This is a genomic window from Paenibacillus terrae (genome assembly GCF_005217525.1).
GTDB classification, from domain to species: domain Bacteria; phylum Bacillota; class Bacilli; order Paenibacillales; family Paenibacillaceae; genus Paenibacillus; species Paenibacillus terrae_C.
Window position 1 is genome coordinate 173,958 of sequence record NZ_PNXQ01000018.1, and the last position, 17,743, is coordinate 191,700.

The 17,743-nt window shown below is 46.5% G+C and carries 12 protein-coding genes; all 12 read right to left on the reverse strand.

The genetic code is table 11. From position 1 onward, the window contains the following. Positions 1-103: 103 nt before the first annotated feature. On the reverse strand, positions 104-1,276 hold the full coding sequence (locus C1I60_RS24130; RefSeq protein ID WP_137064027.1) for an NAD(P)-dependent malic enzyme: 1,173 nt from the start codon (positions 1,274-1,276) through the stop codon (positions 104-106). Between the two features lie 54 nt (positions 1,277-1,330). Further along, complete coding sequence (gene citF, locus C1I60_RS24135) at positions 1,331-2,890, reverse strand: citrate lyase subunit alpha (RefSeq protein WP_137064028.1); 1,560 nt, start codon at positions 2,888-2,890, stop codon at positions 1,331-1,333. A 10-nt stretch (positions 2,891-2,900) separates the two neighbouring features. Next, a complete protein-coding gene (gene citE / locus C1I60_RS24140; RefSeq protein WP_137064029.1) occupies positions 2,901-3,782 on the reverse strand; it encodes a citrate (pro-3S)-lyase subunit beta in 882 nt (293 codons plus the stop codon). Next, positions 3,783-4,076 carry a citrate lyase acyl carrier protein gene (gene citD / locus C1I60_RS24145; RefSeq protein ID WP_025682173.1) on the reverse strand — a complete coding sequence of 98 codons (294 nt, stop codon included), beginning with the start codon at positions 4,074-4,076 and terminating at the stop codon, positions 3,783-3,785. Positions 4,077-4,121: 45 nt separating this feature from the next. Further along, positions 4,122-6,308, reverse strand: a complete 2,187-nt coding sequence (locus tag C1I60_RS24150; RefSeq protein ID WP_252361864.1) for an ATP-binding protein — start codon at positions 6,306-6,308, stop codon at positions 4,122-4,124. A gap of 246 nt (positions 6,309-6,554) precedes the next feature. Beyond that, positions 6,555-7,904 (reverse strand): 2-hydroxycarboxylate transporter family protein, encoded by a 1,350-nt coding sequence (locus C1I60_RS24155; RefSeq protein ID WP_137064031.1) that lies wholly within the window; start codon positions 7,902-7,904, stop codon positions 6,555-6,557. 672 nt (positions 7,905-8,576) lie between these two features. After that, positions 8,577-9,257: a response regulator transcription factor gene (locus tag C1I60_RS24160; protein ID WP_252361865.1), complete on the reverse strand. Its 681-nt coding sequence runs from the start codon at positions 9,255-9,257 to the stop codon at positions 8,577-8,579. Positions 9,258-9,894: 637 nt separating this feature from the next. Then, positions 9,895-11,646, reverse strand: coding sequence for an ABC transporter ATP-binding protein (locus C1I60_RS24165; RefSeq protein ID WP_170970896.1), 1,752 nt, complete (start codon positions 11,644-11,646; stop codon positions 9,895-9,897). 142 nt (positions 11,647-11,788) lie between these two features. After that, positions 11,789-13,087, reverse strand: coding sequence for an NCS2 family permease (locus C1I60_RS24170; protein ID WP_044648337.1), 1,299 nt, complete (start codon positions 13,085-13,087; stop codon positions 11,789-11,791). 49 nt (positions 13,088-13,136) lie between these two features. Next, positions 13,137-13,886 (reverse strand): tRNA threonylcarbamoyladenosine dehydratase, encoded by a 750-nt coding sequence (locus tag C1I60_RS24175; RefSeq protein ID WP_137064034.1) that lies wholly within the window; start codon positions 13,884-13,886, stop codon positions 13,137-13,139. A 156-nt stretch (positions 13,887-14,042) separates the two neighbouring features. Then, entirely contained in the window at positions 14,043-15,821 is a 1,779-nt protein-coding gene (gene aspS, locus C1I60_RS24180) for an aspartate--tRNA ligase (RefSeq protein ID WP_137064035.1), read from the reverse strand. A gap of 154 nt (positions 15,822-15,975) precedes the next feature. Further along, entirely contained in the window at positions 15,976-17,220 is a 1,245-nt protein-coding gene (gene hisS, locus C1I60_RS24185) for a histidine--tRNA ligase (protein WP_137064036.1), read from the reverse strand. Between the last annotated feature and the right edge of the window lie 523 nt (positions 17,221-17,743).

A 17,743-nucleotide genomic window follows, 5' to 3' on the forward strand; every position in this document is an offset into this window, starting at 1 on the left:
TTTCTGCATGGAAGTCAGAATAAGTAGAATGACGCATCCCACACTCTGCAAGCGAAAGGATAGGATGCGCATCCTATTTATTTGTTCTGAAAAGACAATGTCTTTATTTTCTTACAACACCGCTTTGTTCTGCGACGATTTTTACTGCTTTACTAACTGCTGCACTTACTCTTTTGTCAATCGCATCTGGAACGATGTAGGTATCATCAAGCTCCTCGTCTGTTACCAGATCTGCGATGCTTCTGGCTGCCGCTAATTTCATTTCCATCGTGATGTCCGTGGCTTTGGCATCAAACGCGCCTCTAAAAATACCGGGGAATGCCAGCAGGTTATTGATTTGGTTGTGAAAATCCGATCTGCCGGTCGCAACAATTCTTGCTCCGCCTTTGTGTGCTTCCTCCGGCAAAATTTCTGGAATTGGATTGGCAAGGGCAAAAATGATGCTTTCATTGCTCATGGTTTGCACCATTTCTTTTGTCATCACATCTGCAACCGATAAGCCGATAAAGATATCCTTGCCTTTGATGACTTCTGCAAGGCTGCCTGTTTCTTTATCACGATTCGTCAGCTTGGCGATTTGCTGCTGAGGTTCATTGAGAGAGGTGTCGCCTTCGACCAAGGCACCATTAATATCGCAGAGAACTATACGCTTCGCTCCTGCAGCAAGCAATAGCTTGGCGGTGGCAATACCCGAAGCTCCTGCTCCATTGATGAGGATGCGCACATCCTCCATTTTTTTCCCCACCAGTTTCAAGGCATTACATAACCCTGCAAGCACAGCAACTGCCGTTCCATGCTGATCATCATGATAAACCGGAATATTCAGCTTTTCTTTTAATTTGTCTTCAATATAGAAGCATTCTGGCGCTTTGATGTCTTCAAGATGAATGCCTCCAAAACCTGGGGCGATCACTTCAACCGTGCGCACAAACTCGTCTGGATCAGTGCTGTCGATACAGATAGGGTACGCATTCACCCCACCAAATTCTTTGAGCAACAAGGCCTTGCCCTCAATGACAGGCAGCCCTGCCTCAGGGCCAATATCCCCCAGACCCAGCACGGCTGTCCCATTCGTCAGAATCGCCACGGTGCTCCCTTTAATCGTGTATTCATAGGCTTTGCTCTTATCTTTAGCGATTTCCTTGCATGGCTCGGCAACGCCAGGTGTATAAGCTATCGCTAAATCCTCTTTACTTACGACCGGTACTGTCCCTGTAATCTCCAGCTTACCGTTTCTTACGCGGTGTGCCTGTAAGGCGGCTTCTTTTATACTCATAATTTTGTTTGTACTGAGCAGTTGCTCAATACTTCCTCCTCTTGGTTTATAATTTTAGCGTCCTTGTTTCACTTGACGAATTACATCAATTACGGAACCATCACGATATTTGATAACACCGACAATTTTATCTTCCCATTGAATCGGCTCTGGTTTGCCGACAATCCGCGTAGCCTTTTCTTGCAACTCTTCGATCGTGAAGACAGGGAGTTTGGCGACTTTGAAGCTAGCCAGGAGATCTTGGCGGAGAGGGTTCACAGCGATGCCCTGATCGGTAACCAGTACGTCAACCGTATGACCTGGTGTGATAATGGTATTTACACGATCAAGAATGGCAGGCATTCTTCCGCGAATCAGCGGAGCGACGATGATGGATACTGCAGCGCCTGCGGCAGTGTCGCAGTGTCCACCGGAAGCTCCACGGATGACCCCATCGGACCCGGTAATTACGTTCACATTAAAATTCAGATCAATCTCCAGCGCACTCAGCACAACAACATCCAGTTGGTGAGCAGCGCAGCCTATATTTTCAGGACTTGCGTAATATTCCGCACAAATTTGTTGATGGAATTTGTTCTTTCTCAGCGATTCTACAGCACGCAGGTCGAAGCTCTGCACGTCCAATAGCTTTTCAATCAATCCTTCTTCATGCAGGTCAACGATTTGTTGGGTAATACCCCCCAGCGCAAAGCTTGCTTTGATATTGGCGGCAAGCATTTTTTTTCGCAGAAATCTGGTAGTTGCAAGCGCAGCACCCCCGGAGCCGGTTTGCAATGAGAATCCATCCACGAAATATCCGGATGCTTCAATTACATCTGCCGCGTTTTTGGCAATTAACAGCTCCTTCGGATTCTTCGTGTAACGGGTAGCCCCTGAGACAATCCCCTTCTGATCACCGATGCGATCCACGACGACCACATAATCCACCTGGGTTTCAGGAATGGCGAATGGAGTGTTCGGATAGGAGACCAAATGGTCAGTGATCATCACAACATTGCGCGCATACTGGGCATCTACCATGGCATAACCCAGGGAGCCGCATGCCGATGGAGTTTCGTTTACGCTGGAAGTTCCGTTTGCATTGCCATATGCATCGCAAGAAGGAGCACCTAAAAAGGCTACGTCAATCGGGCATTCCCCTGATGCAATCGCTCTTGCACGACCACCGTGAGAGTTAATCGTCACCGGAATATCAAACCATCCGTAGGAATATGCCTGAGCCAGCTCGCCTCTAAGGCCACTGGTCTCGATTCTGCGGATGACGCCGTTTCGCACATGCTCTACCAACGGCGCATGAATATCCGTCAAGGAGCTGGCTGCCAGCACAAGATCACGAATACCCATTTTGGCAATTTTATCCATAACCATATTCACGATAAAGTCCCCGTTGCGGAAATGGTGGTGGAACGAGATCGTCATCCCATTACGCAAGCCTGTAGCTTCAATGGCTTTCTCCATTGAATCAATGATTTTGTTTTTGGCAGGATTTTGCTGGCGGTCTTTTAACCGCTCTGTATTTTTAAATTGCCCGTAAGTCGATTTGCGATCAAAGGGAGTTATCGCATCAAGTCCCTCAATAGCTAGAGGAATTTCTCTCCCAGCACCGTTTAGCATAACATTCACCTTACTCTACGTTTATTTTTGCCGCTTCCGCCAGGTCAAGTACTCTACGTGCACGTTCTACAATCGGACGGTCAATCATTTTACCGTCGAGACTGATCACACCTGAGCCTTTTGCCTCCGCTTCGAGACTGGCCTCAATGATCCGCTTTGATTTTTTGATCTCTGCTTCTGTTGGCGTATAGATGCGGTTTACAATCTCGATCTGACGTGGATTAATAATGGATTTGCCATCAAAGCCTAGCTGTTTGATCAGCTTCACCTCGTTGGCAAAGCCTTCCTCATTATTTACATCCGAGTAGACTGTATCGACAGCAGCAATGCCAGCAGCTCTTGCAGCAAATAATATAAGGCTTCGTGCTGTCAATAGCTCAATGCCTTCTGGCGAGCGCGTTGTCTTCAGGTCTGTGACAAAATCCTCCGCTCCAATGGCGATGCCGATAAGCCGTTTACTGGCAACCACAATTTGCGCCGCATTCAATACGCCCTTGCCACTCTCAACCGCTGCAAAAAGCTTGATTGTCCCATGCTCCATGCCGATCTTTTGTTCAATTTTGGTAATCAATTCATCCGCCTCAATCACGTCATCGGCGGTCTCCGTTTTCGGCAATCGAATGGCAGTTGGCTTCGCTCGTACAATCGCTTCAAAATCGTCTCTGCCATACGGCGTATTGAGTGGGTTTACCCTGACCAGCACCTCGGTGCCCCCGAAATCAAAGGTTCTCAAAGCTTGGTGAGCCAGCAAACGTGCCGCATCTTTTTCGTATAGGGAAACGGAATCCTCAAGGTCGATCATAATCGAATCGGCCCCATAGATATGGGCGTCCCGGATCATCCCTGGGTTATTCCCTGGAACATACAACATGGTCCTTCTCAGTTTCTGCATCTATTCCGCCTCCCATGGTCGGCAGTCGCCCTCGACCACTCTGCTTACGGCTGTCATTACTCTAGCCTTAATGGCGCAATCCAGTGCGCCTTTATCATTCGCGCGGACATATGCATGTTCAATGCCCATTCCTTGTAATGTTTCGAGAATCACTTTGCGAATCTGGTTCCCGAACTGGTTCTCTACGGTACTTTTCAACTCGATTTCAATACCTTTCGTCCCGTTCGGCTCGATGGAAATCGTAATATCGCTTGATTCCAATGTACCGGCCATGCCTACTTGCTGAATAATCAATGTCTACACCTCTTTTGCCAATTGGATGGTAGATACTCTCCATCTTCAGGATTGCAGAACCTTATAAATCATTTGTGCCATATCTGAACCTGCTACAGGCTTACACATGTATTCATCAATGATCAATCTCTCCTTGTATGCCACCACGTGATCCTCGACATAACCGGTAATCAGGATGATCTTCATACTTGAATTGATTACCTTGATACGTTCAGCCAATTCCGTACCAGTCAGATAAGGCATTGCCTGATCCGTAATGACCAGATCGTAATGGTTTGGAGATTTTTCAAACCGCTGTAATGCTTCCACACTGTCTGGTTCTGTCTCAACGTGGAAACCATATGATTCCAGTCCTCTTCTCATCGCTTTCAATACGCGCTGTTTATCATCGACCAAAAGAATGCGCTTTTGTTCCGAAAACACAGGGTTCATATTTATCTCTGTCTCTTTTGCTACAAACTCCGTTTTCGGCAGATATACCGTAAACGTACTACCCCTGCCAAGCACCGAATCCACGGTAATAAATCCTTGATGTTTTTCGAGAATGCTTTGGACGATATACAATCCAAGCCCCGTACCCTCTCCTGCCGGTTTGGTTGTGAAAAAAGGATCAAAGATTTTCTGCAAGGTGTCGTCACTCATACCTCTCCCCGTATCCGAGACAGATAAAGTAACGTAATCGCTGACTTCCAAGACGTTCTCGCGGATTTTTTTTACCTCTTGCAAGGGAATGGCATCCAATATGATTTTTAATTCGCCGCCGGCTGTTTTCATTGCTTGATAGGCATTGTTGCACAGGTTCATAATGACTTGATGAATCTGTACTTTATTTGCAAAAATAACGGCTGAATCTACCCGTTTTTTGAACACAGCATTCACTTTGGGCGAGAGAAAGGATTTTATGAGTCCCAGTGCCTCTTCGACCTGCTCTTCAACTTTGACCGGAGCATTTTTCTTGACCTTTCCACTCTCCAGCCGGCTCAATAGCAGGATTTCCTCAATTATCAATCTTGCTTTCTCGGAAGCATCATAAATCTCACTGACGTAATCATAAATTTCTTCAGTAGGTTCTATACTGCTAAGCATGATTTCTGCATAGCCTCTGATGGGAGTTAGAAAATTATTGAAATCGTGGGCAATTTCCCCTGATAGCGTGCCGATCAACTGCAGCTTCTGCGAGTGCTGCAATTGTAGATCCTTTTTTCTCAACAGCTCGTTTTTGTTATTCAGTTCCCGCAAATACCTCGTCTCGTATTCCAGAGCCTCTTTATTTTTCTTCGTCCTCATGATGATATAAACAACACAAGCCAACGTCAGGACGATCATTGAAAAAATCTCAATGGTTTTAATTCGATTTTGTGCAATCGGTTCTCTCACATCATCGTAGTTCATGGCGGCGGCAACCACCCAAAACGAGTCCCCGAGATGAACACGGGAAAATGCCTCGATCTTTTTCGTCTTGGTATAGAATTCGTCACCCCACCAGTACGAATGGTAGAAAGCTGAGCCTTGTTCCTGGGTAAGCTGCATTTTGAACAGTTGCTCCAGGTCGCGGTAATCAAGCCCCGGGTATTTGACCTTAATCGCTGATAGCGATAACCCGATATTTTCTTCGCTCGGGTGCATGAGATAGTAGCCTTGCTGATCCTTGACATGGATATAACCCTTGGTCCCCACGCGAATCGGCTTCAACAACTTCTCATACACAGCGTTTAGATTTACCACACTGATGAGCGCACCCTGAAATTTCCCATCGAGATAAACAGGCTGGAACAGATGCACAATATAGTGGCCTTGCTTCTCCAGCTTGGCACTTGCGATGAACGGCTTTTTTTCTCGCAGCCCCCTTTGAATATCATCCTTGATTAATTCATAGGCTTTCATCGCATCCGTACGATTGCGCTTAGGAAAAGTGTGTACCACTCTCCCTTCCAGGTTCACCTGGCTAATCCGATAGATGCTATCTTTTTTGGCGATATAATAAGCAGATAGGTTTTCGTCAATCGCAGCGTCATTCTTATTTGCTATGGCGAGCGACATCTGACGGTTGCCTGCCAATATTTGCAGCGTGTGCATTTGTTCGTCGAAAAAGGATTCAATAGACGTGCTGTTTAACTTGGCAATCGTTAGCAATTGCTGCTGCTGCTGTTCAATTACGGTACGTTCTCCGTCCATATACGAGCCGTAGGCCATCCACAGCAGAACTAGAAAAGAAATCGGAAGCGCTAGCATAATAATGAATGAAAAATGGCTTCGATAATGAAATAGTATCTCTCGTTGGAATCTCATCCTGTTTTACCATCTCCATCGAGCTCGTAGCCCATCATTCCCTAGCCCTAGTACTAGGGCTAGTTCGCTTCCGATTATATCAGTCATTCACGTTTGTCTACTAAATGGTGTCTCAAGACAACTTCATTGTAATGGCAAGATCTTAAAGTATCCTGTCAAATTATTAATTTTTTTTAAGATTTCTCTACCTTAGTGTGTAAGGTATCGCAACAGGAAAATAGCAAGTGTTACCGTTGCTGCACCACCGAGACGTGTAGATACTTGGGCAAATGGCATGAGTACCATTCTATCGGCTGCAGAAAGAATCGCAACATCCCCTGTTCCACCTTGGCTGCATCGAGTAGAAGTAATAATCGCAGCTTCAACCGGATACATTTTCATCCACTTACCAGCAAAATATCCACTCCCAACCACGGTTAATACAGTTACAAAAATGGTGATAAAATAAGCAGGGCTAATTACAGAAATCAATGCCTCCCATGGTGTTTTAGCAACACCTACCGCAAGCAGGAGCGGGTACGTTACGGCGATAACAAAGAAACGTTGCATCTGTTGCGCTCCGTCTTCAAGGAATTTTGGCAACCAACCAAAATATTTGGCCAGAAATGCCGCAAAGAGCATTACGATCGGACCAGGCAGACCAACTAACTCAGCAGCTAAGGTACCTACCATGAAGAATCCGATAGCTAAAATTGCTCCGGCAGCCATTTGGTAAAGATCAAGCGGTTTTTTGTTTTTATCCTCTGCAAGTCCCAAAACATCGCTATCCCCTGTTTTGAGTAGCGTGCCGTTACCGGTAAGTTTTGGTTTTCTATCCCCCAATTTTTTCAACAAGCCGGACAGGATAATAGCACACAAGCTACCCAACATGACCGCAGGAATAACCATGGCAAATTGTTCACCTTGGGTCGAACCTAAAATTTGGGCGTAGCCGATAGAGAGTGGAATCGCACCTTCACCAACGCCTCCCGCCATGATAGGAACAAGGATGTAAAACAAGGTATCATACGCAGGGATTCCCAAAGCCACACCTGTAAGCAAACCGACGCCTGTTCCGAGAATGGATCCGATCGTCAAAGGGACAGCCAATCTAACGACCGCTTTTATCATGAGTTCCCGGTTCATACCAAGGATGCTACCAGCGATAACAATTGCGATGTACACATACAGGAAATTGGTATTATCCATAAAGACAGTAACGGAATCAATTGCTGACTGCGGGAGAAGATGAGCATACACCATGTAAGAAGGAACAAACGTTGCCATAATTGCAGCGCCGCCGATATCCTTCAGAATAGGGATGCGCTTTCCAATCTCCGCCAGAATAAAACCATACAATACCATGACAGATACGGCCCCAGGCATATCATTACCGAGCTTTCCGGAGTTCATCAGCATGTAGACAACAGCCATAAACGGGATGTAAAGGCCTACAGGAATGACCCCTCCAATCTTGTAATTCAATACCTTTTTCCATTTGGACTCTGTTCGTGGCTGTAGCTTAAGCTCTGCGGCTTCTTGTAGATTATTAGTGACCACTTGATCGCCTCCTAGATGATCAATCTGCGTTTTATCCTCGAATCGATCACTAGCCTAGGTTTTCACAAGACTTTGTTGTAAAACGCTTTTACTCATTGGATGATTCGAGATAACTAAATTGTAAAAAGCAAATCTTAAAGTATTCTGAGTAATCCTTAAATGTTTTTAAGAACCATGTGACAAAAATATGTCAGCGTTTTCAAGAAAAAAAACTACGGTTGACTCATTTACTAACACAGCTTGTTCAGCATTTTGCATAACTCGATTCCCAACGCTCGTAAGACCAATATATAGACGAACTAAAGCGTTTTGATCTATATATTGCTGATTTGAAAACTCTCTTGGGATTTATGCAAAATGCTCTGTTTTCAACGTGTTTGAGGTAGGCTAAAGGATCTCGACGAGCACGACAAACTCACCGCAGCGGAGAATATGTTCATTCCCGCTGCGGTGTCCCTTGGTTCGTCGGTGCATCGTCCTGGTTTGACTAAAAAACGCTCATAGTCATTATTCGTGTGAGGGATTTTGTGTTCGGTTCATGGTTATGTATTCCCTTTTATTACTAAATTAAGGATGACCAGAGAAATAATCAGCCGTAGAAAAAAAGCCCCCCGGGTCCATCGGCGTGCTTTCAAGAGAACGTATACAATTGGATAGAAGTATATAGTTAATCTATCTTTCAACGGAAAAACGATACCCGATTCCCCAGACGGTTTTGATATATTTCGGATGAGTGGGATTTTCCTCAATTTTGGTCCGCAGGTGTCTGATATAAACCATAATCGTATTATTATCGACAACCGTATCTTTCCAGATATTTTGATATAGCTGTTCTTTCGAGAAGACCTGATTGGGGTGCTCCATAAAAAATTTCATGAGTTGTAATTCTTTTGATGACAACGCGATTTCCTGATTATTTTTTTGAAACGTATAGGTATGATGATTGAATAGAAATGGTCCCAACGCAATGTGTAAGGCTTGTTGTTTTGATTCCTGAAGCTGGCGATATCTTTTAATCTGGCTCTTTACCTGAGCACAAAGCACAAGAGGACTAAATGGCTTGGTAGTATAGGCATCTGCCCCAAGTCCAAGTCCAATAATCTGATCTGTATCTTCTTTTTTCCCGCTCAGAAAAATGATTGGCGTATGGATGCCCATATTACGCGTTTGACCAAGCACATCATAGCCATCAACATTCTCCATCATAATGTCCAGGAGGACGAGATCGAATGGCTCCTCGCTAATCATCCGCATGGCTTCCATACCGTTTTCAGCCTGAAGCACAACCATTCCATCGCCTTCAAGAACCGTTTTAATCAATTTTCTGACAGCGTTTTCATCATCAACAACCAATACTCTCGGTTTGCTCATTCTTGACCCCATTCCTTTCTAAAAGTCCTCTTACGAAAACCCTTTTTAACAATACAAAAAACAAAACGCACCCTATGGGTCGAAACGCTTATGGTACTTCAAGTATAGCCATTGTGAGCAGACTCAATCAAGACACACACCTTGGCTACAGTTGCTACGACTCGTCGGGTAGCGCACTTTATAATCCGTAGGAAGCATGTGGGTGAGGGAAGAAAAATGGTTTTCGGCAATCCCACGATACAGCGTGCTTGCGAAAATGCCCAGCTCTCTCACCACTTGGGCGACAGCTTTCCCTTCCTCCTATTCTCGCTTCTCGGTGTCCACTTTTTAGTCTAGCATCATTTTAGACAACTCTATATGTTGTATGTCATACAGCTTCAAGAAACTCCCTGATTCCTTGTTGAATATCTTTATAAAACCTTTTCGTCAATATTTTGGAAAAACTAACTCCGCCCACTTTGCTGTTGTGAGTGTAACATCTCTAGTGCAGTGAAGTGCACTCATGGTGTTGATCTCATGTTTTTGAACTTTGCCCTTGACCTTCCCGGCCCTTTCACAAAAGTATGGACCCTTGCGGCACCAGCGAAGCGGCCTCAAACGCGCTCCATACTCCTCTCCCTCACACTTCCACAAACTGCTTCTGAGCCAGCTCGCGGTATACCTGATGGGACTCTATTAACTCGGCATGAGTTCCTGCCCCGGTTACCTTACCCTTGTCCAACACAATAATTTGATCGGAATGAACCACAGTAGACAAACGGTGAGCGATAACAATCGTCGTACGACCTTCCATCAGATTCGCCAGTGCTTTCTGCACCTCATGCTCGGAAGAGCTGTCCAGACTGGATGTAGCCTCGTCCAGCATAAGAATGTCCGGGCTGCGAAGAAGCGCACGCGCAATAGCAATCCGTTGACGCTGTCCGCCGGAGAGCTTCATCCCCCGCTCACCCACCTCAGTCTCATAGCCCTGCGGTAAATCCATAATAAATGTATCCGCATATGCCATCGTGGCTGCCTGTCTCACTTCCTCCAGATCAGCTTCCCGTCCCAAGCCATACGTGATATTATCTCTGACCGTTCCGGTCATCATCGAGCTTTCCTGGGACACATAGCCGATTTTGGAGCGCCAGGAGGATAATGTATACAATGATATCGGCTCGTCTCCATAACGAATCTCTCCTGTATCTGGTACATAAAAACGCTCCAGCAACGAAAACAGAGTAGACTTGCCGCTCCCGCTCGGTCCGACAAATGCAGTTGTCCGGTTAGCCGGAATGACCAAGCTGGCATGATGAAGAACCTCTTCACCTTCAGTATAGGAAAAGACAACATCACGCAGCACGATATCTCTGCTCTCTTTTGTCGCCTCCTGCTTCAATTCCAGCGGCTCCTCTTCATGATCCAAAATCGTCTGAATTCGTTCCGTTGCTCCTACCACCTTTTGCAGACGCGAATATAAAGTTGTGAACTGGGCCATCGGTGTAATGACCTGAAACAGCAGCAAAATAAAAGCTACCAAATCCCCGGCAGTCAGCACGCCCGATGCGACGCGAACACCACCAACACCCAAAATAATAACCAGCACGGCGGTCAGCAAGAAAGTAGAGATAGGACCAACAAGGGCCAAAATACGGGATTCCTGCAAGCCAAAGCGGAACATCCGGTAAATACGATCCTCCCCGGCCTGTGCTTCCCTGCTTTCTGTCCCGTACGCCTTTACCAGCCTGATTTCTCCGATTACCTGACTCAGTACCGAGGTCAGATCAGCCATCTCATCCTGCTGCTTTTTGGATATACGGTACATTTTCCTGCCCACCGGAAATAAAATCAGCGCTGTTAACGGCACGATAGCCATGATAATAAGTGTCATAACCCAATCCAGATAAAACAACAAAGCGATACCGCCAATAATGGCAATCACGTTAGAAATCAGATTCACAAGATACTCCGTAATCAGGTTCATAATCAGACTTGTATCATTGGTGACACGACTCATCGTATCCCCGGAACGATTCCGATCAAAATACGGAATGGGAAGAGACAAAATTTTATGCCATAAGCGTTTGCGCAAATTAGCGACAATTTTGTGTCCGGCATAGTTCAACATATAAATGGAAACCGCTGAAGCCACTGCCTGAAGCACAAAGGCCCCCAGCAGGCCAAAAATGACTATACGGTTCAATGAAGAAAAGGTTAAACCGTCGATCAGTCCTTTGGTCATCAGCGGTACAATTAAACCGGCAATCGTCTGGATCAAGGTCAGAATCAGGGCGATCACGAGAATGGCCTTGGGAGGATGTGCGCTTGCAATCAATTTGACAAATCGGCCCATGCCAGCCTTATCGGGTTTTTTATCCGGCTTTTCCTTCATTAGGTCCTGCTGTTCATCCCGCTGTAGATGATGTTCCTTTTCCATAAACCATGTACCTCGCTTCCTGTCTAACCATTCTTGTCCAAACAACAACACCCGCGCTGTGCGCGGGTATGAACAGTACAGCCTAAATTTGAGTTTACTACACCAGAGAATGAAGCACAAAGTTAGCCACAAACAATACTGAAATGATATACAATGCGACAGGCACTTCCTTGCCACGCCCTGCTGCCAGTTTGGCTACGGGGTAAGCAATAAAGCCAAATGCCATTCCGTCTACAATGCTATACGTAAAGGGCATCATCACCATGACCAGAAATGCAGGAAACGCCTCGGTAAAATCACTAAAATCCATTTCACGGACATTTTGTACCATCAGACCGCCAATGATGATGAGCACGGGCGCAATGGCACTATCCGGAATGTAAGCAAGTAACGGAATGAAAAAGAAGGTTGCCCCGAATAAAATGGCAGTGACCAGCGGCGTCGCTCCTGATCGACCTCCTGCTGCAATACCAGCCGTCGATTCCGCAGCCGCTACCGCCGGACTGCTCCCTAAAATACCGGCAAAAATATTGGTTACCGCCAACACTCGCAAGCTGTTCTTGAACGTATCCGGTCTTCCGATCATGTTGGTCTGTGCAGCAATCATCCCAATGTTTTCGAACAGAACAATGAGCAGTAGCAGAAAAACGGCGATCCAGAAGGCTACTGAAACGATGCCTGAAAAGGATAGCTCGCCAAACAATTGCCCATACTGCCGCACTGTTTCAGAGGTTCGTACCCCGCTTGTTGGTTCTACAGCTCCCAGCACGTAAGCAAGTCCTGTTCCTGCCAAAATACTAATCAGCAGTCCTCCCTGAACGTTGCGCACAAACAGCACAATAGCGAGCAGCAATGTTACACAAGCCGTGATTACCTTTGGATCATTAAAATGGCCGATCGCGACAAAAGTCGTTTGGTGAGCAATCACGATGCCGCTTTTTTGCAATCCAATAAAGGTCAGAAACAAGCCAATTCCTACCGTAATTCCGTGCTGTAAATTATGGGGAATTGCCTGGCTAATCAGCTTGTACAAGGACGTAAATGCAACAACGGCGAATAAAATGCCTGTAATGGTGACCACCATCAATGCTTCCTGCCAGCTCAGCTTCATAGAGTGTACGAGCGTATAAGTAAAAAAGGCATTAATCCCCATCCCTGGTACAACAACCATTGGGGACTTTCCGCCAAAGGCCATAAGCAAGCAGCCAATAATCGACGTGAGCAGTGTACCCAGCATAGCTCCTTGTAATGGAATCCCGGCATCTGCCAAAATGGTCGCATTGACCATTACAATATATACAACGGAAAAATAGGAAATGGCACCAGCGGCCACTTCCTTTTTCCAATGATGCTCGGGTTTGAAACCGAGACTTCTGGACCATAGTCCACCCTTCATACCAAAACCCTCCAGCAAGTTGTTCGATCTGTACCTACTAATTTCAGACTTACACGCCAGCGTTGTTTAACAAATCCTTGACAGCCACACTGACCATGATCAATCCTGCCACGGGAGGTACAAAAGCATTACTCGCAGGCGGCTGCTTCGCCTTCCGGATCTCAGGTGCGTTCGCAGGTACGATTTTTTTCGTAATCTCTTCACGCGGCTTCATCGGTTCCTCATCCGAAAATACGACCTTGACGCCTTTTTTAATGCCTTCCTTACGCAGCTTGGTGCGGATTACACGGGCAATCGGATCCATTTTCGTTTGGGAGATATCCGCCACTTGAAAACGGCTTGGGTCCATTTTATTGGCCGCGCCCATACTGGAGATCATCGGTATACCCCGCTTCAAACATTCCTTGATCAAATGGATTTTGTAAATAATCGTATCCGAGGCATCCAGCACATAATCCAGATCGTACTTGAACAGCTCCTCATACGTTTCTTCCGTATAAAACATGTTCAGTGCAATCGCTTCACATTCAGGATTAATCAGCTTTACACGCTCTACCATCAGATCGGCTTTTTTTTGGCCTACCGTTGTCGTCAGCGCATGAATTTGGCGGTTAATATTGGTAATATCTACGACGTCTTTATCAATCAAAATGATTCGACCGACACCAGTCCGCGCCAGCGCTTCTACAGCAATGGAGCCGACACCGCCGATACCCAGCACGGCTACCGTGCTATTTTTCATAACCTCCAGACCCTCAGTTCCGATGGCCAGCTCTGTTCGTGAAAATTGATGCAGCATATGGTATATGCCCTCCCTCACTGATTTTAACTCTATACTTCAACTTTATGCATACAAACCACGAACCCATTATCCATAAGAGGGTAACGGGTTCATGGCATTTTTCTTAGCTATTCACAGGCCCCTATAAGGTACTTGTAAAATCAAACATTCATCTTACGCTTTAGGAGCAACCGGCTTCGGAGCAAGACGGATATGAAGCTGCTCCAATTGAGCTTGATCCACTTCGGACGGTGCATCCATCAACAGGTCAGTCGCATTGGCTGTTTTCGGGAATGCAATCGTTTCACGCAGGTTTGTACGACCCGCAAGCAGCATCACCAGACGGTCAAAGCCGAAGGCAATACCGCCATGTGGAGGCGTACCATATTCGAACGCATCCAACAGGTAGCCAAATTTTTCTTTAGCTACTTCTGGCGATAGGCCGAGAGCATTGAACATTTTCTCCTGAACATCGCGTTTGTAAATCCGCATCGAGCCGCCGCCCACTTCGTAGCCATTCAGCACGATATCGTAGGCTTGGGCACGAACTTGACCCGGGTCTGTGTCCAAGACGGCAAGGTCTTCGTCCTTCGGACGAGTGAACGGATGGTGCTCTGCTACATAACGTTTTTGTTCTTCATCGTAGCCGAGCAGCGGGAAGTCTACAACCCATGCAAATTTGTATACGTTGTCGTCGATCAGACCCAGTTGACGGCCAATTTTCAGACGAAGCGCGCCCAATACATCAGCGACTACTTTTTTGTTATCCGCAGAGAAGAGCAGCAAGTCGCCTTCTTCGGCTCCCGTACGCTCTCTCAAAGCTTCGATTTCTTCCGGTGTAAAGAATTTAACGATAGGCCCCTTGAATTCGCCTTCTTTTACTTGAATCCAAGCCAGACCTTTGGCACCATAACGTGCAGCATAAGGACCCAGATCGTCAATTTCCTTGCGGCTCCATGTGCCACAGCCCTTAGCATTGAGAACTTTAACCTCGCCGCCTTTTTCAATTACAGAAGCAAATACCTTCACGCCGCTGCTTGCCACGATATCATTGACATGAATCAGCTCAAGGCCAAAACGCAGATCCGGCTTGTCTGAGCCGTATTTGTCCATCGCATCGGCATGAGTAATCCGTTGGAACGGCGTTTCCAGTTCTACTCCAACCGTCTCTCTGAACAGCTTCACCATCAGTTGCTCCATCATTGGCAGCAAGTCATCCTGTTGCATAAAGGAGGTCTCAATATCGACCTGTGTAAATTCAGGCTGGCGGTCAGCACGCAAATCTTCATCACGGAAACAACGTGCAATTTGGTAGTAGCGTTCTACCCCACCCACCATCAGCAATTGCTTGTAAAGCTGTGGCGATTGCGGCAAGGCGAAAAACTCACCATCATGCACACGGCTTGGCACCAGATAGTCACGTGCACCCTCTGGAGAGCTTTTTGTCAAAATCGGTGTTTCCACCTCGATGAAATCTTCACCGTCCAGGAAGTCACGGAATACTTTTGCTGCTTTGGAACGCAATTTCAACGTCTGGTGCATTTCCGGACGACGCAGGTCCAGATAGCGGTATTTCAAACGCAGCGACTCATCCACTTCCACGCCATCTTCAATGAAGAATGGAGGTGTTTTAGCTGCATTCAATACTTCGATTTCCGTAATACGTACTTCAATTTCACCTGTAGGCAGGTTCGCGTTAATGGTTTCTGCATCACGCTTGACCACTGTACCCGTAACCTCCAGAACGTATTCACTACGAACACGGTCCGCAATTTGCAGCGCGTCACCAGAATATGCCGGGTTAAACACGATTTGTACAATCCCGCTGCGATCACGCAGGTCGATAAAAAGTACGCCTCCCAGGTCACGACGGGTTTGTACCCAACCATTCAATGTAACTGTTTCTCCGATATGTGCATGGGTTAATGCCCCACATTGATGACTCCTTTTCATAATACACACTCCTGTTTATATTTTAGTGGTTGATAATATCTGATCAGCCGAAGGAAGTTCCACCCGACTGAATGTTGCTCGAACTTCGATACATATCTGTTCTGTTTGTTTCGTGCTACTGCATCACAGGTGATAATTAAAGATGATCTGAGTTTTAACCCAGCTCTTCCACCAGTTGATTCAGCTTGACGGTACGCTGCTCGCCAGTTTCCATATTTTTCAGTGCAATTTCACCACGTACCAGCTCATCCTCGCCCAAAATCGCAGTATACCGCGCTTTAAAACGATCTGCTGATTTCATCTGTGCCTTCATTTTGCGACCCAGATAATCTCGCTCAGCGGAAAATCCGGCTTGGCGCAGCTTGAACAACTGTCTGGTTACTTCCGTTTCTGCCGCTTCACCCAACGCCACCATATATACATCCAGCGGCTTGGCTTCGTTCAGTTGGACACCCTGATGCTCCAGGATTAGCTGAATCCGCTCCAGTCCGATACCGAAGCCAATACCCGGCTGATCCGGTCCGCCCAGATCGCCAACCAATCCGTTGTAGCGTCCGCCTCCACCGATGGTGTCAATAGCTCCAATCCCTTCGGCTTTGAATTCAAACGCGGTCAGCGTATAGTAATCCAGCCCCCGTACCAAGCGCGGGTTGACTGTATATTCCACACCCATAGCGTCCAAATTTTGCTTCACCTTCTCAAAATGGTTGCTTGATTCCTCGTCCAAGCTATCCAAAATGGAAGGCGCACCGCCAAATTTGTCCTGGTCATCCTTGCTATCCAGCACGCGCAACGGGTTACGCTCAATACGCGCTTGGCTCTCTTTGGTCAATGTATCCTTGATCGGCAACAGGAAATCCACCAGATGCTGACGGTAAGCTGCACGACTAGCTGCATTGCCGACTGAGTTAATTTCTACCTCTACCCCTTTCAAGCCCAGCTCACGGCAGAACTGATACCCGAAAGCGATAACCTCTGCGTCCAGTGCAGGATCTACTGCACCTAAAGCTTCGATACCAAATTGGTGGAACTGGCGCTGACGTCCAGCCTGTGGACGCTCATAGCGGAACATTGGACCGATATAATACAGCTTCGTTACATCCGGCTCCCCGTACAGCTTGTTCTCCACGTAGGAGCGAACCACGCCTGCTGTCCCTTCCGGACGCAGAGTCATACTGCGTTTTCCCTTATCCTCAAAGGTGTACATTTCCTTTTCCACCACATCCGTTGTTTCACCCACACCCCGAACGAACAAATTCGTTTGCTCGAACATTGGTGTACGGATTTCACGATAATTAAAGCGGCGGCTAATTTCGCGGGCTTTTTCCTCGACAACTTGCCATCTTTCTACATTGCCCGGCAGCAAATCCTGCGTTCCCGTTGGTTTTTGAAAGGCCATTAACATATCCCCCCGTCTGTGTATTTCTTGTTTCAATATAAAACAAAAAATCCCTCGCCCTGTTAAATTAACAGGGACGAGAGATTGTCGTTTACGAATCACCCGTGGTACCACCCACATTCCGGAGTTTGCCTGGACAACCAGCGTAAAAACCGCTCAGTGCCCGTCAGCATTGCGCTGACTCCGCTCATACGTATAACGCCCGTAACGCGCAGTACGGCTATTATGCAGGATCATCGGCTATTTGGTACAATTACCATGTACTCTAAGCGTATATTCCTCAATTGTTCGCCGTCTGTTCTCGGGGAAGTCATTCGTCCGCTCATCAAGGGAATTTTTACAGCCTGGAAATTCCTCTCTGCACTTGTGGGTTCGGAGTACTTGGTCCCGTCATCAAATCATTTTTCATTATTTTATGATTTTAAAGAACCGCTTCGACAAAGTCAAGACATTCCCTTCACAATAAGACAAATAAGTCCTATAAAAAGAAAATAACCTGCGGAAACGGTCCGCAGGTTCAAAA

Excerpts from the sequence above, each read along its gene's own strand:
- C1I60_RS24170 (WP_044648337.1), bottom strand. The coding sequence starts at position 13,087 with ATGAAGGGTGGACTATGGTCCAGAAGTCTCGGTTTCAAACCCGAGCAT.
- C1I60_RS24175 (WP_137064034.1), bottom strand. The coding sequence starts at position 13,886 with ATGCTGCATCAATTTTCACGAACAGAGCTGGCCATCGGAACTGAGGGT.
- C1I60_RS24130 (WP_137064027.1), bottom strand. The coding sequence starts at position 1,276 with ATGAGTATAAAAGAAGCCGCCTTACAGGCACACCGCGTAAGAAACGGT.
- hisS (WP_137064036.1), bottom strand. The coding sequence starts at position 17,220 with ATGGCCTTTCAAAAACCAACGGGAACGCAGGATTTGCTGCCGGGCAAT.
- citF (WP_137064028.1), bottom strand. The coding sequence starts at position 2,890 with ATGCTAAACGGTGCTGGGAGAGAAATTCCTCTAGCTATTGAGGGACTT.
- citE (WP_137064029.1), bottom strand. The coding sequence starts at position 3,782 with ATGCAGAAACTGAGAAGGACCATGTTGTATGTTCCAGGGAATAACCCA.
- C1I60_RS24165 (WP_170970896.1), bottom strand. The coding sequence starts at position 11,646 with ATGAAGGAAAAGCCGGATAAAAAACCCGATAAGGCTGGCATGGGCCGA.
- aspS (WP_137064035.1), bottom strand. The coding sequence starts at position 15,821 with ATGAAAAGGAGTCATCAATGTGGGGCATTAACCCATGCACATATCGGA.
- C1I60_RS24150 (WP_252361864.1), bottom strand. The coding sequence starts at position 6,308 with ATGCTAGCGCTTCCGATTTCTTTTCTAGTTCTGCTGTGGATGGCCTAC.